At 63.3% G+C, this 14,298-nt stretch carries 17 protein-coding genes; 7 read left to right on the forward strand and 10 right to left on the reverse strand.

Features of this window, described 5'->3' with window-relative positions; all coding sequences use genetic code 11:
* Positions 1-187: 187 nt before the first annotated feature.
* Both X751_RS157365 and X751_RS157360 read left to right on the forward strand, forming a co-directional pair.
* Positions 188-1,174 (forward strand): aldo/keto reductase, encoded by a 987-nt coding sequence (locus tag X751_RS157365; RefSeq protein WP_023744130.1) that lies wholly within the window; start codon positions 188-190, stop codon positions 1,172-1,174.
* Positions 1,175-1,381: 207 nt separating this feature from the next.
* Positions 1,382-2,530 carry a PHB depolymerase family esterase gene (locus tag X751_RS157360; RefSeq protein ID WP_023744131.1) on the forward strand — a complete coding sequence of 383 codons (1,149 nt, stop codon included), beginning with the start codon at positions 1,382-1,384 and terminating at the stop codon, positions 2,528-2,530.
* A 47-nt stretch (positions 2,531-2,577) separates the two neighbouring features.
* Here X751_RS157360 and X751_RS157355 read toward each other — a convergent pair whose 3' ends face one another.
* The 4 genes from X751_RS157355 to X751_RS157340 all read right to left on the reverse strand — a co-directional run bounded on the left by X751_RS157355 (position 2,578) and on the right by X751_RS157340 (position 5,202).
* Positions 2,578-3,198: a hypothetical protein gene (locus tag X751_RS157355; protein ID WP_031246969.1), complete on the reverse strand. Its 621-nt coding sequence runs from the start codon at positions 3,196-3,198 to the stop codon at positions 2,578-2,580.
* Between the two features lie 182 nt (positions 3,199-3,380).
* Positions 3,381-3,986 (reverse strand): hypothetical protein, encoded by a 606-nt coding sequence (locus X751_RS157350; protein ID WP_023704148.1) that lies wholly within the window; start codon positions 3,984-3,986, stop codon positions 3,381-3,383.
* Between the two features lie 31 nt (positions 3,987-4,017).
* A complete protein-coding gene (locus X751_RS157345) occupies positions 4,018-4,770 on the reverse strand; it encodes a DUF4142 domain-containing protein (RefSeq protein WP_023671088.1) in 753 nt (250 codons plus the stop codon).
* 258 nt (positions 4,771-5,028) lie between these two features.
* Complete coding sequence (locus tag X751_RS157340; RefSeq protein ID WP_155923304.1) at positions 5,029-5,202, reverse strand: hypothetical protein; 174 nt, start codon at positions 5,200-5,202, stop codon at positions 5,029-5,031.
* 145 nt (positions 5,203-5,347) lie between these two features.
* On the opposite strand from X751_RS157340, the gene X751_RS157335 reads away from it, so the two are divergent.
* The 5 genes from X751_RS157335 (at position 5,348) to X751_RS157320 (ending at position 8,271) form a co-directional block, all read left to right on the forward strand.
* Entirely contained in the window at positions 5,348-5,722 is a 375-nt protein-coding gene (locus X751_RS157335) for a hypothetical protein (protein ID WP_023733542.1), read from the forward strand.
* 201 nt (positions 5,723-5,923) lie between these two features.
* Complete coding sequence (locus X751_RS157330) at positions 5,924-6,133, forward strand: hypothetical protein (protein WP_023671091.1); 210 nt, start codon at positions 5,924-5,926, stop codon at positions 6,131-6,133.
* A gap of 59 nt (positions 6,134-6,192) precedes the next feature.
* The gene (locus tag X751_RS1000000167825; protein ID WP_023726509.1) at positions 6,193-6,462 is read left to right on the forward strand and encodes a PilZ domain-containing protein; all 270 of its coding nucleotides are present in this window, start codon (positions 6,193-6,195) and stop codon (positions 6,460-6,462) included.
* Between the two features lie 170 nt (positions 6,463-6,632).
* Positions 6,633-7,181 (forward strand): dihydrofolate reductase family protein, encoded by a 549-nt coding sequence (locus X751_RS157325; protein WP_023744134.1) that lies wholly within the window; start codon positions 6,633-6,635, stop codon positions 7,179-7,181.
* A 655-nt stretch (positions 7,182-7,836) separates the two neighbouring features.
* Entirely contained in the window at positions 7,837-8,271 is a 435-nt protein-coding gene (locus X751_RS157320) for a hypothetical protein (RefSeq protein ID WP_023671095.1), read from the forward strand.
* Between the two features lie 408 nt (positions 8,272-8,679).
* Here the strand turns inward: X751_RS157320 and X751_RS157315 are convergent, their stop codons facing one another.
* The 6 genes from X751_RS157315 to X751_RS157290 are packed head-to-tail and all read right to left on the reverse strand — an operon-like array spanning position 8,680 to position 14,283.
* A complete protein-coding gene (locus X751_RS157315) occupies positions 8,680-9,492 on the reverse strand; it encodes an SDR family oxidoreductase (protein ID WP_023744135.1) in 813 nt (270 codons plus the stop codon).
* On the reverse strand, positions 9,489-10,484 hold the full coding sequence (locus tag X751_RS157310) for a sugar phosphate isomerase/epimerase (protein WP_023744136.1): 996 nt from the start codon (positions 10,482-10,484) through the stop codon (positions 9,489-9,491). Before X751_RS157310 ends, X751_RS157315 begins: the two co-directional genes overlap by 4 nt.
* Before the next feature lie 26 nt (positions 10,485-10,510).
* Positions 10,511-11,278: an SDR family oxidoreductase gene (locus X751_RS157305; RefSeq protein WP_023744137.1), complete on the reverse strand. Its 768-nt coding sequence runs from the start codon at positions 11,276-11,278 to the stop codon at positions 10,511-10,513.
* Between the two features lie 39 nt (positions 11,279-11,317).
* Positions 11,318-12,424, reverse strand: coding sequence for a sn-glycerol-3-phosphate ABC transporter ATP-binding protein UgpC (gene ugpC / locus X751_RS157300; RefSeq protein ID WP_023744138.1), 1,107 nt, complete (start codon positions 12,422-12,424; stop codon positions 11,318-11,320).
* A 25-nt stretch (positions 12,425-12,449) separates the two neighbouring features.
* Positions 12,450-13,355: a carbohydrate ABC transporter permease gene (locus X751_RS157295; RefSeq protein WP_023671100.1), complete on the reverse strand. Its 906-nt coding sequence runs from the start codon at positions 13,353-13,355 to the stop codon at positions 12,450-12,452.
* A complete protein-coding gene (locus X751_RS157290) occupies positions 13,348-14,283 on the reverse strand; it encodes a sugar ABC transporter permease (protein WP_023744139.1) in 936 nt (311 codons plus the stop codon). The genes X751_RS157295 and X751_RS157290 overlap by 8 nt, the downstream gene beginning before the upstream one ends.
* Positions 14,284-14,298: the final 15 nt, after the last annotated feature.

Genomic DNA, 14,298 nt, shown 5'->3' on the forward strand with positions numbered 1-14,298 from the left:
CCGCCGAGATAAAGTTGGCGCATCAGCGACATGTTCCTCCCGGCTCCAAATTGTTGCAATCTTGCCGGGTTGTCATACAACCCTGTAGTCTGGTAAATCCCAGGAAGAGGGATGTCAATCGCGTTGCCATGCGGTATGAGGCTCCCGAAATCAGAACCGTCATCAAAGCCGCAAGTCAGGAAGCAAAATGCAGTCACGGAAATTTGGCCGTACCGGCAGATCAGTCAGCGAGATCGGCTTCGGCGCCTGGGCGATCGGCGCCGCCTGGGGCGAGGTCAATGACGACGATGCGGTCGCCGCCCTGCATGCCGCGCTCGATGCCGGCGTCAGCTTCCTCGACACCGCCGACGTCTATGGCGACGGCCGTTCGGAAAAGCTGATCGCACGGGTGATGAAGGAACGCGGTGGCGCGCGCCCGTTCATCGCCACCAAGGCCGGACGGCGGCTGCCGAAGCAGACGGTCGAGGGCTACAGCGTCGAGAACCTCACCGGCTGGATCGACCGCAGCCTGAAATACCTCGAGACCGACACGCTCGACCTGGTGCAGCTGCATTGCCCGCCGACCGATCTCTACTATCATCCGGAGGTGTTCGAGCGTCTCGACAAGCTCACCGAGCAGGGCAAGATCCGCAATTACGGCGTCAGCGTCGAGCGTGTCGAAGAGGCGCTGAAGGCGATGCAATATCCCGGCGTCGTCAGCGTGCAGATCATCTTCAACGCCTTCCGCCAGCGCCCGGCCGAGCTGTTCTTCGACCAGGCGAAAAAGAACGATGTCGCCGTCATCGCCCGCGTGCCGCTGGCCAGCGGCCTGTTGTCCGGCAAGTTCAGGGCGGACACCAAGTTCGAGACCACCGACCATCGCCTGTTCAACAGGAAAGGCGAAGCCTTCGATGCCGGCGAGACGTTTTCGGGCGTGCCCTATGAGGTCGGCCTAGCGGCGGTCGAGAAGGTGCGGCCGCTGGTGTCAGGCGACACCGCGATGGCGAAATTCGCTCTGCGCTGGATCCTGATGTTCGACGCTGTGACGGTTGTCATTCCCGGCGCCCGCAATCCGGCGCAGGCGGTTTCCAATGCGGAAGCGGCGGAGCTTGCGCCGTTGTCCTCCGAGTCGATGGCCAAGGTGAAGGCGGTCTACGACGAGAACATCAAGCCCTACGTGCATCAGCGCTGGTAACCCGGCGCCTGCCGGCCTCGATCGGCTGACTGACCAGAGGTCAGCCGGGCCAAATTGCGTTCGTCCGTCACAGCCGTGCAGCGGATTCTATGATCCATCGGTCATTTAATCGGCCGCGCCGCTTGTTATTGTGCAGTGCAGCAACGATATTGCTGCGTGTGCGTTGTGTGCACGAGTCTGCCCATTCCGGCGCGCAAGGATACCGATTTGCGAGACATATCCGATACGATCGCTCGGCTGAGCGCGATGCGCGGCCGGCCAGCCGGTGCAGGACAGAGCAAGGACGATCACCTGTCCGAGATGACAGGGTTCGGGTCCAATCCCGGCGCCTTGCGCGCGCGGTTTTATCTCCCTGAAAACCTGCCGAAGCAGGCAGCGCTGGTCGTGGTGCTGCATGGCTGTACCCAGAATGCAGCCGCTTACGATCATGGTTCCGGCTGGACCGAACTTGCTGCCGAGCAGGGTTTTGCCGTGCTTCTCCCCGAGCAGCAGCGCGCCAACAACGCCAATCTTTGCTTCAACTGGTTCGTGCCGGGCGATGTAAGCCGCGACAGCGGCGAGGCACTGTCCATCCGCCAGATGATCGAGGCGGCGGTGGTCACCCACGGTCTCGACCGCAAGCGGATATTCGTCACCGGTCTTTCCGCCGGCGGCGCCATGGCGGCGGTGATGCTGGCGACCTACCCGGACGTGTTTGCCGGTGGCGCGATCATTGCCGGGCTTGCCTATGGCAGCGCCTCGACCATCCCCGAAGCCTTCGACCGCATGCGTGGCCATGGCGGACCGTCCAGAAGCGACCTGCAGCGTCTGTTGCGGGAAGCTTCGCCGCACAAGGGGCCGTGGCCGAGGATTTCGGTCTGGCAGGGCTCGGCCGATACGACCGTGGTGCCTTCCAATGCCGGCGCGGTGCTGGCGCAATGGCAGGGCGTGCACGGCCTCGCTCAAGCGCCGACACGCACGGAAAAGGTCGACGGTCAGAGCCGAAAAGTCTGGTGCGATGGCAAAGGCCGCGACGTGGTCGAGGCATACAGCATTGCCGGCATGGGCCATGGCACGCCATTGCAGGCGAGCGGCGACAATGCTCTCGGCAAAGCAGGGCCGTTCATGCTGGATGTCGGGATTTCCTCGACGCGCCACATCGCCCGTTTCTGGGGGCTGACGAAGCCAGACGTACGACGCGCGGCGAAAGCCGAGGCCGCTTCAGGCACTGCATTGCAGCCTTTCTCGCCGAAGGAAAAACCGCGAGCTGTCCGTGTCGATCCGGCCCCGGAGCCTGTCAATCCGCCAGGCGGTCCGGCGGGCGGGATTACCAAGGTCATCGAGGACGCGCTCCGGGCAGCGGGATTGATGCGCTGAGGCTGAGGCTCGCCCCGCACAAAGGACAAGGGCAAGCGCCAGCATCATTATCGCAGCAGGCCTTCGTCCTCGAACGCATCCCAGCCCTTCAGTCCGGGCGGCGGGCCATCCGTGTCCCGGGCGTTCCTCGCAGTGCGAGCCTGGCCGGTGCCCTTTCCCGCGCGCGTCAGCGCGGCCTTGCCCGCGCCGCGCCGCCTGTTCTCGGCGACCTCCTGGACATCCTGCTCTCTCCAGACGGTTGCCAGATCGCGATCCAGGACGTCCTCGATGTGGCGCGGGTCGAAAACGTGGAAGGTGACAGACTTTGATCGCCCACGCATCTTGACGGTGCGTGTGCCGGTGCTTTGCAGCCGACCGTCCTTGAGCCATTTGTGGCGCTCGCGCGAAGAGATCGTAAGGATATCCTCGACCTCGCGTGGAAGCACAGGCAGCGCTTCCACTCCCTCCAGTGTTTTGGAGATATTGGCAGAGGCGGCCTTGAACGCTTCCGCTTCGGATCTCGACATTCGCAATGCGATGCGGCCCGTCTCGGCCTTGACGTGCTTCCTGACTGCCCATGGCAGTCGGGCTCTGACTTCACGTTCGATCCCCTTGGAGCGCACGGCGGACCCGAGTGTCGCTGACGGCGACAACGGCCATTCGGCAATCAGTTGCGGGGACGGGCACATGCTTTCCTGGGCCTGGGTTCGTTGGTTCGACGTTAACACGGCGAGAGCCGGTAAAGCCAAGGCAACAGCGAAAAGGGGCAGGTCCGATGAGAACCCGCCCCTTATGGCCGAATCTGAACGTCGCTTGCAGTGCGCCGACAGCACCCTTGGCCCCGCCGCCGTACGGCGACGGGGCTCGATGATCAGAGTGGGCTGGCGTTGCGCGTTCTGTCGCGCTCGGCCTCGATGTCGGTGTAGGGGTCGGCATTGGCATCGAAGCCGGTCCAGCCACCGGCTTCATAGGCGCGTCGGCGGTCTTGCAGATCGACCGAGTTGGACTCGCCAAGAATACGCTCGGCCTCGTCGGCGAGTTCGTCACTGACCCTGGCGGTCACCATCGTGCCACCGCGGCGAACGCCCTCCGCATAGACATGCGCATCCCTTTCGGGGACGCCTGACTCGGTCAGCGCCCCGACGATGCCGCCGGCAGCGCCCCCGACGACCGCGCCGCCAACGGCGCCGACCGCGGTGGCGGCCAGCCATCCTGCGGCCACGACCGGACCGACGCCCGGAATGGCCATGATGCCGAGCCCTGTCAGAAGCCCGCCGGCGCCGCCAATGACGGCTCCGAGACCGGCGCCGCCGGCTGCATCCTCGGCGGCGTTGGAGGTGTCGCCATCGTCGTACCAGTCGTCCGAATTGTTGGCGACGATGCTGATGTCGGCCTGCGGCACGCCGATTGCCTCCAGTTCGCCGACGGCATCGGAGGCATCATCGTAGTTGTCGAAAAGTCCGGTTACGGTTTTCATGGTCTTGATCTCCTCGATCTGGTTCAGAGGTTCAGTTGGCGCCGGCAACGACGTTGCCCTGATAATCGAGCGCCACGGTCGTGGTCTTGCCATCCTTGGTGGCCTGACCGCGCCAGATGCCCTGGTCGTCTTTGGTCAGCTTGGACACGCCGGAGAAGCCGGCATCCTGAATGCGGCTCTTCGCCTGATCCTCGGTGAAGCTGTTGGCACCCGGGACCGGGGCGGCCGGATTGGTGGTGTCGGTCGTGCTCACGGCCGGGGTGGTGGAGCTGGTGGTCGACGATGCATTGTCGGCGGAAGCGATCTTCTCGACCATTTCCTGATGCATTTTGAGCGTCGGCAAGGTCTCGGAGGCGAAGGTCTTCAGCTGCGCGTTGTCGCCGTCCTTGGCGTAGCTCTCGAACAGCGTGACCGCCTCCGAATGCGCATCGCGCTGCATCTGGACATAGGGCTTGTCGACGGCATCGTTGGCATTCTGCAGAGCCTCCAGATCGGCCTTGTGCTTGGCGTCCAGCTCCGTCGGCACTTTCAGCTTCTGTTCGCCGGCGATGGTCGCAAGCTTGGCGTTGGCGGCGCCGTGATCGTCGATCATCTTCTTGGCGAAATCCTTGACGCCTTGATCCTGGGCCTTGCCTTCTGCGATCTTGCTGGAGTCCACTTCGAACAGGCCGCCGATGGCAGCCTTGTCGACAAAGTCCTGAGCACTGTCGGCGGCGAAGGCGGGCAGGGCGAAGACCATGGCTGTGGCGGTGGCCAGCGAAGCTAGAAGAACACGTGTTTTCATGGACAGAAATCCTCGTTGGGGCACACATCGTGCTGTGAGCCTAACCAGTGCGGCCAAGCTTTGTTCCGCCGCCCAAGCGTTATAACAGGGAGGGTCGATGCCGCGATGATGGTCCCTCATCCTCGGCTTCTGCGCCTTTGCAATGTCGACGCTGAGGACGGCGACCCGCTCGATGGGCGCCTTGCAAGTCGATCAAAAAGGGAAACGAGGCCCTTCGCCGCCGGCAAGTGAACACCGCCCGCGGTGAACTATCGAGGTTCAGCGATCGTTGCGTTCGAGGCGGCGCGCAACCTCTGTCTGGGCGACCTGCAGCAGCGTGTCTATTTCGAACATCGCCGCCGCATGGCCGCCGTCGCGAATGACACGGCGGGCGCGGTGTAGCAGATCGGAGACCGTCCGCAGCGTTTCAGCATGGCTCGATCGATTCGACAAATGCGTGCCCTCCATCAGCCACAACCGTTGGATCGGGAGAGTGTTCCCAAAGTTGGCGGCCGGCCGGGTGAATGACTGTGAGCGCAGGCAGCGGAACCATCCTTGTCCGTTGGCCGTTCCCCCTGCCTCAACGAAAGGAACAGCCATGGCCGAGAACGACACCCCGAAGGACACCGCGAAGGACACCCCCAAGGACACCCCGAAGATTTCCGCCCGAGAGGCCCAGGAGGCCCTGGAGAAGCAGGTCGCATCGCTGAGGCGCGAGATCAGCAAGATCAACCGGACGCTTGCCGAGCGCGCAGAAGATGCCGTCGGCGAAGCCGGCGGCTGGTACGGCAGCGCGACCGAGCGCGCGGCACGGGCAACGCAGCAGCTGAGATCGCAGGCGCAGACGGTGTCCGAAGCCGTCCAGCAAAATCCCGGCACCATCAGCAGCGCTTTCGTGCTTGGCGGCATTGCCGGGCTGTTGATCGGCATGCTGCTCGGGCAAAGCCAGGAACGCGACCGAGGCTGGTTCTAGCGAGGTATCTTACGAATATTGCGCCCGCCGGCTTTGCTGGCGGGCTTTGTATGGACGCCAGATCACTGTGGCTTTGAGTGAAAAACTCCCCGCTCGGGTAAACGGGATTTGTGGTCGCCGCCGCCTGCGTGGCGCCCTCGACAGGTGAGTTGAGTTTCCCTGCCGCGGTCGTATGTTGTTGACCGCAGTGGAGGATCACAAATGCCCATTCGACGCAAAGCCACCGAGGCCGGCGTTTTGCAGCCATCCGAACTCGAGCTGTTGGGCCGTGTATTCGAGCAGCTTAAGCGCGACGGTCAATCGCCGGAAGCACGCGACGCCATCGCATCCCGGATTATCGCGAACTATATGGCCGGCGTGGTCGACGAAGCCGAGCTCGTCAGTCTTTCGAGGCAACCGCTGGGCCGGTAGTGCGCTTTCCATTCCGGGTTCAGAAGAGTTTCAGGTCGTCAAATCAGAGGGATAAGGCAATGCCGGCTGACCCACCGATAGAGCGACGGTCACATATCCGTGATCTTGTTCTGAAGGAAGCGACAATCCGCGTTGGCGACGCCAGTATCAATTGTCTGGTTTGCAACCAGCACGCTCACGGTGCGGAGCTGCGGGTGAAGGCCGATATCGCAATCCCCGACCGTTTCGTCCTTCACGTGCCTGTCGATCATACCAGCTATCGCGCCGTGGTGCGGTGGAGACGGAACGAGCGACTTGGGGTGCAGCTTGATTCGGGAAGGCAGGCGTAGAGGGCGATAGCCGGGACGGATGCAGGGTTGATGGGACAAGGCAGAGCTCGTTTGCGGCACGAACGCTTCCTTCCATGCTGCTTGCGATTTGCAATCAGTTGCTATAGTGTCTGACTGCTTGCAAATTACAAGCGGTTAATCCGTGAACCGACCATGTGAAGGCGCTGCTTTTGGGCAAACTTATCTTGGGAATGAACGTTTCCATCGATGGCTATGTCGATGACCTTGCCGGAAATCTGGTCATGGGCGCACCAAGCCAGAAGCACTTCGAGTACTGGATCGAGACGATTCGCAACCATGCCGGCGCTGTGTATGGCCGCCGGATGTACGAGGTCATGCGCTATTGGGACGATGATCACGCGGAATGGGATGCTTCGCTTCGCCAGTTCGCGACACTCTGGCGCAAGCTGCCCAAATGGGTCGTTTCGCGCACACTTTCACGGGTCGGCCCGAACGCCACCCTCATCTCCGGCGATATTGAAGCGCAGATTCGCGAGATCGCGGCCCGCACGGAGGGTATCCTGAGCGTTTCCGGTCCGGAACTGGCCGGTCTTATGACCGGGCTGGGCCTGATCGAGGAATATCACCTGCACGTGAGGCCGTTCGTGCTCGGCAAGGGCAAGCCTTTCTTCCACGAGGCAAGGCCTCCGCTGCAACTGGTGTCGAGCACATTGATCGATGACGATACGGTTCATATGATCTATGTGCCGCGAGGCTGAACGATAAGGCGCTTCAGCGCCAACATGCGAACCAACACGTACGTTCGCAGTGGGTCTGGTCCCTGCCTTCGCACCGAGGTCTCACATGTCAGCTTGCGTGCTGGGTACCCAAGCAGCAGAGGGTCTGCTGTCGGCCGAAAATCTGCCGGTCAGCAATGCGCCCCATGCCGGTCAAAGAGGCCTTGCCGCCGTTCCTCGCCCGAAGCGCCGCTTCGGTTGGTCCTTCAGTGACCTGGCGGCCCAAGGGCGTCGTCCTCCACCGCCCGACCTCGTCCGCAACTCATCGTTGCCGCCAGCGGCTCTGCTCCTGGCCTTCCCGCGATGACCGAGCGGGTAGTGAAACATCATGGTCAAGCCTGAAAAGCAAGGTCCAACCTAGCCGCCTTTCCAGGCCTGCGTCATCATCGTCCAGCAGTTCAGGATCCTGCGTGCGCCAGCCGGGTCCGTCGGGTCGGCCGGCCGCACAGTTTTTTTCATCCCGCTGGAACATTGGCGAAGGAATGCAGTTGGGGTCGCTGCAGATGCCGCCGCGTGGTGCCTGTGGGCGATTGGTGGCAACACCTGATCGGCCGCCGCTCCTTTACGAGGCGGCTTAGCGTGTGAGCCAATCCTGCAGCAAAGGCCTTGGGATTGGAACGACCAACAGGAGGCAGTCATGAAGCACCAGACACTCGATCAACTCCAGTCAGTCGCGGACATCAGTCCACTATCGCCGGCTCTGCTGGCTACAAGGACGCAACGGATAGAGCGGTGGGCGGAACTGCTCTATCGAAATCCGACGCGCTCCCTTGTGGCTCTCACCGGGACTGAGCATCTGCATCCCTCTGTCCGCGGAGAAGCGCGCGCGGTCGGATCGGCGATCAGTGTCGCCTTTGACGATCCACTGCTGCGTGCATCGGGCATGCAATCGGATACCTACGGGGAAGCCAGACGCTTCTTCGAACTCTCCGATTGGCAGTTGCATGAGATCGTCTGCAGTTGCCACACCGGCGCCACCATGCAGGCTGGCTGGGCCGCCGGACGTGTCCGCAGGGTCCTCAATGGGAGCAAGATATTGGCTTGGCTGAGAAAAGGATTCATGCCGCACTGAGACACAGCGCTTGCGCCTGAAGAAGCATGCAGGCTCCAGCAGAGATTGCGTCGGCTCCGCGAAGGCATGGCTGACCTCAATGGAGTAGGGTGGCCGAGTTGCTTGCGACTTCAGAAATGACGTTCACCATTGCTTAGTGGACCTCGTCAGGGTGATCGGCAATTTCGTGAATAGCGAGTACCAGCGCCAGTTTCGACCAACCGGTCGGCAGCGCCCTCGTGACCAAGCGGGGTTACTTATCCTCGGTGCGTCACATGTGCGCTTCGTCAGCGGTATAGCCTGCCAATCCCTCCACAGCCGTTTTGACGCTGCGAAAAGCTCGAGGCGTGAGGGGGCAATTTAACCCAGGAATCCCGAAAACGGCACTTCCGCTTTCGGCCCCGAAATTGAAATTCGAGGCCCGCCCCATCACCCCGGAAAAATCGTAAACCCGCCATCCACCCGCAGCACCTGCCCGTTGATAAACCGCGCCCGCGGGCCAGCCAGAAACGCCACCGCCTCGGCGATCTCCTCCGGCTCGGCATAGCGGTTCAGCGACTTCTTGCTGGAATCCATGCGCTCCGGATCGACCACGCGGGTCGCCTGGAAGCGTGCCGTCTTGGTGGCGCCGGGGCTGACCGCGTTGATGCGCACGCCGTCGTCGATCAGTTCCTTGGCGAGACAGCGCGTGTAATGCACGACCGCGGCCTTCAAGGTGGAGTAAACGACCTCGGGCGAGCAGCCGAGATGTGCCGCCGCGGAGGCGATGTTGATGACGGAGCCGCCGCCGCGCTGCTTCATCGGCGGCACGAAGGCCTGGCAGACCAGCATCGTGCCGATCAGATTGTTCTCGGTGAGCACGCGGATGTCGTCGAGTTCGATGTCGAGGGCGTTGTTCGGGTTCGGCTTGCCGCCCCTGGCGCCGATGTCGCCGCCGGCACAATTGACCAGCACATGGACGTCGCCGAGATCGGCCTCGATCTTGCGCTTCATCGCGGCCACCGCCTTCTGGTCGCCAATGTTGCCGGTCACCGACGTCACCTTCGTGCCGTGCCGCTTCAGGCGCTCGACCACTTCGCTCAGATTGGCGAACTCGCCATATTTGGCCGGCGCTTCCTCGTCCATGTCGTGAATCGCGACATTGGCGCCGAGTTCGGCCAGGCGCTCGGCCATCACGCGGCCGAGGCCGCGGCCGGAGCCGGTTACGAAGGCGGTCAATCCATCGAGTTCACGTGCCGTCATCGGATATTCTCCATCAAACCAAATTTGCGCATGTTGGCGGCGCTGCGCCGGATCATGTCGAGCTCATAGGAAACCAGTGAGACGTCGGCTTCGCGCTCCCAAGGCGTGCGGTAGTCGGCATCGTCGGGCAGCCGGTTGCGCTGCGCGGCCGCCAGGCAGGCGGCAAATTCGCGTGCCGTCTTCGGGGGATAGCCGCGCCACCAGTCGTCGCTGAGATAGCGGACATGCCGCGCCTCCAATGCGCCCGGTTCGAGGACGGCGGTCAGGCGATCATGGTGCTGGGCAAGAATTGCAAACAGCTCGGCGAACGGCACAGCACCGTCACCGATGGCGCAGCGGATCAGCCGGTAACCTTCGGTCGTGAACTGCACGCGGTAATCCTTGAGGTGGACATGGCGGACATGGGGGGCGATCGCGCGCGTGAAATCGAGCGGCGCTTCGCCGACCGGGAACGTGTTGCCGGTGTCGAAGGTGACGCCCACACTGTCACCACCGAGGGCGCAGAAATCGACGAGTTCCCGGCTGGTAAAGTCCTGGTGGTTTTCGATCGCAAGGACATACCCGTCGGCATTCGCGCGGGGACCCCACTCCACCAATCGCCCCCGAATGATGCCGGCGTACTCGCTCCATTTTTCGCCGGCGGCGTTGCGGTCGCCGCAGAGAATGGGCGTCAGCGCCGTGCGGATGATTTTGGCCTTGAGCAGGCGCGCGGCCCGAAAGGCATCGTCGAGCGGTTCGCCCACCAGCAGGCCGCCGCTGACGACCGGCGTGATGCCAAGGCCGGCGAGCCGTTCGCGTAGCGCGATCACCGCGTCGTCGGAAAGCTCGCTCAGCCATGGCACCCAGATCTCCAGCACGCGCGCGCCGAGTTCGGTCGCCAGCGCGATGAAACCTTCGAGCCCCGCAGGCCTAGGATTGGCGCGTGGCGTGCCGCGACCCTGCAGGCCGAGATGATAGGTCAGGCCGTAGGGGTTCAGGCCGACCTCGAGCATGAAACGATCCTTTGAGTCAGGTGGGGTCATCGCAGGCCGGCGTCCACGGTGATCGACTGCTTGGTGATCATGCGGCTGTCGTCGGCGGCGAGGAACAGTACCGTGCGCGCGATCTCCTCGCCGAGCAGAATCTTGCGGATCACCTGGCGCTGCACGACCTGATCGACCGAACCTTGGGTCTTGTACCAAAGCTCCCGCTGCCGGTCGGTGATGACGGCGCCCGGCTCGATGGCGTTGACGCGGATGTTGTCGGGGCCAAACGCCCGCGCCAGCGCGAAGGTCAGCCCGACCACCGCAGCCTTGGCCGCCGCATAGGGGGCCATCTCTGATGCGCCGAAACGCCAGGCGATCGAGGAAAAATTGACGATCGAACCAAAGCCCAATTCCTGCATGTGCGGATGCACGGCCTGGGCGGCAAAGAAATGGTGCCTGAGGTTCACATCCTGGGCGTGGTCCCAGTATTCCTGCGTCACGTCGGCGACCGAGAGGCGATTGTCGTCGGCGGCGTTGTTGACCAGCACTGCGACAGGCCCGAGGCGGTCGCGCACCGTGCCGATCGCGGCCTGGAGGGCGGGGATATCGGTCACATCGCAGCGCAGGAACAGGGGCGCGTGCGCTGCCGCGGCGGCGAGTTCCCGCGCGAGCGCCTCGCCGGCCTCCTGCTGCAGATCAAGAAACGCCACTCGTGCGCCATTGGCGGCGAAGGCGCGGACCGTGTCGGCGCCGATGCCCGACGCACCGCCGGTGATCAGCACGACGCGCTCGGACAGGCTCGGATAGGTGGCGAAGGACAAGGCGGAACTCTTTTCAAATCAAGCTTTGGTCAGATCGGGTCAGATCAGGCGTTGGGTCGTCGGGTCGAACAGGCACGCACGCGCCATGTCGATGCCGAGCGTCACCGTCTCACCCATAAGCGGCGTGCCGTCGGGGTCGAAACGACCGGTGATCTCCTTGCCGCCCAGGCGCAGGACGGCCATGGTCTCCGCGCCTGTCGGCTCGACCAACTCGACCACGGCATCGATCTGCGCGATGCCCGGCTTGCGGCGCGCAAGATCGGGATCGAAGCGGTAGATGTGCTCGGGACGGATGCCGAGCACGAGCTGTTGCGGCGTGTCGGATGGGAGCGCCTGGACGATCGGCAGGCTGGCCGTCTTGCCGTCGGCGGTCTGCAGGACAACAGTGCGGCGACCGCCTTCCTGGCTCAGTTCGGCGGCCAAAAAATTCATCGCCGGCGACCCCATGAAGCCGGCGACGAACATGTTGGCCGGACGGTTGTAGATCGTGGCGGGATCGTCGAATTGCTGGACCTCGCCCTGATGCATCACGGCGATGCGCGACGCCAGCGTCATCGCCTCGACCTGGTCGTGGGTGACGTAGACGGTGGTCTTGCCGACGCGGTGATGCAGCTTCTTGATTTCGGTGCGCATGTCGACGCGCAGCTTGGCATCGAGATTGGAGAGCGGCTCGTCGAACAGGAACAGTTTGGGATCGCGCACCAGCGCCCGGCCCATGGCGACGCGCTGGCGCTGGCCGCCCGAAAGCTGTCCGGGCTTGCGCCCTAGCAGCGGTTCGATCTGCAGGAAGGCGGCAACCCGCTTGACGGCCTCGTCCTGCTGCGGCTTCGGGACGCGGCGGCTTTCCATGCCGAAGGTGATGTTCTCGCGCACCGTCATCGTCGGGTACAGGGCATAGGACTGGAACACCATGGCGATGTCGCGGTCCTTCGGCGCCACCGAATTGACCAGCCGCCCGTCGATGCGGATCTCGCCGGAGGTAACGGATTCGAGCCCGGCGATCATCGCCAGCAGAGTGGACTTGCCGCAGCCGGACGGTCCGACCAGCGCGATGAACTCGCCGTTCCGCGCTTCGAGATCGATGCCCTTCAGCACCTCGACCGCGCCGAAGTTCTTGCGCAGCGATCGGATGATCAATGTCGACATGCAATGCCCTTCACTTGATCGCGCCTCATTTGATGGCACCTTGCGTCAGGCCGCGCACAAAATACTTGCCGCCGAAGAGATAGATCAGCAGCGGCGGCAGCGCGCCGATCAGCACGGCGGCGCTCATGACATCGTAGGCGCGCACATTGGTGCCGCTTGCCGTCAGCGCGACGAGCGCTGCCGTGATCGGCTGTTGCTGCCCGGAGGTGAAGACGACGCCGAACAGATATTCGTTCCAGATGCCGGTGAACTGCCAGATCACCGTGACGATCAGGATCGGTGAGGAGAGCGGCAGAATGATCTTGCGGAAGATGCGCCAGAAGCCGGCGCCGTCGATGCGCGCCGCCTTGATCAGGTCGTCGGGGATGCTGACGTAGTAGTTGCGGCAAAACAAAGTGGTGAACGAAATGCCCTGGATGACGTGGATGAGGACGAGCCCGTAGACCGAATTGCTAAGGCCGAGATTGCCGAGGATGAACGCCCACGGCATCAATGAAATCTGGCCCGGAATGAAGACGCCGAGCAGCATGCAGGTGAACAAAGCTTCCGAACCTCTGAAGCGCCATTTCGACAGGATGTAACCGTTCATCGCGCCGACCGCCGTCGAGATGATCGTGGCCGGGATCGTCATCTTCAGGGAGTTGTAGAAGTTGCGCTGCATGCCCTCGCAGGTGCCGCCGATGCAATAGGTGCTCCAGGCCTGGCCCCAGGCATCGAGGCGGAAGCTGCGCGGCAGCGAGATCAACCCGTTGCGTGCGATCTCCTGCTGGTCGCGGAATGAATTCAGCACCACGACCAGCAACGGGACCAGGTAGATCGCCGCGAAGACGACCAGCAGCCCATAGATGGCGAAGCGGGTGAGAAAATGCCGGCGCGACGCGACTGCGGCAGCGCGACGGTCGAGCGACTGGTCCAGGGAGACGTCAGCCACGGCCGGCTTCCTTGCGCCGGCGCCAGACCACCCAGAATGAATAGGGCACCAGCACCACGGCAACAGCGGCAAGCATCATGATGGCGGCGGCCGCACCTTCGCCGATCTGGCCGCGTTGGAACATCAGGTCATAGACGTAGATGGCGGGGAAGGTGGTCGAGATCCCCGGGCCGCCTTTGGTCAGGGCCGCCACGAGGTCGAAGGTCTTGATGGCGAACTGGATCTGGATGACGGCGACCGCCAGGAAGATCGGCGCAATGGTTGGCAGAAGCACCTTGCGATAGATGCGGAACGTCGATGCGCCGTCGATCTGCGCGGCCTTGACGAGGTCCTGATCCACCGAGCGCAGGCCGGCCAGGAACAGCGCCATGGCAAAGCCCGAGGCCTGCCAGACACCGGTGATGATCACCGCGTAGATCGCATAGTGCCGGTCGCTGGCGAGTGCGAAACTGAAGCTCGCCCAGCCGAAACCGCGCACCATGGCCTGGATGCCGTCGGTCGGATTGTAGAGCCAGCTCCAGACCGTGCCGGTGACGATGAAGGAGACGGCCAGCGGATAGAGAAAGATCGTGCGCCAGGCCGCTTCGCCGCGCACGCGCTGGTCGATCAGGATCGCCAGCAGCAGTCCCACCGCCACCGAGCCGACGATGTAGAAAGCGCTGAAGAAAAACAGGTTGTTGTAGGCGATGTTCCAGCGCCGGTTCGCCCACAGCGACGCGTAGTTCTCCAGGCCGACGAAGCCGTAGGTCGGCAGCAGCGAGGAGTTGGACAGGGAGATATAGAGCGTCCAGCCGGTGAACACGAAGACGTAGACGAAGCTCGCCACAAGCGAGGGGCCGAGCACCAGCAAGGGCATCGCGGAGCCCAGCCGCTCGCGCCAGGGGCGGGCGGGCGCCGGTACCGACAGGATCGGGTCGTGATTTGACATTCAGAGCACGGAGAT

Source organism: Mesorhizobium sp. LNJC394B00 (assembly GCF_000502555.1).
Classification (GTDB): domain Bacteria; phylum Pseudomonadota; class Alphaproteobacteria; order Rhizobiales; family Rhizobiaceae; genus Mesorhizobium.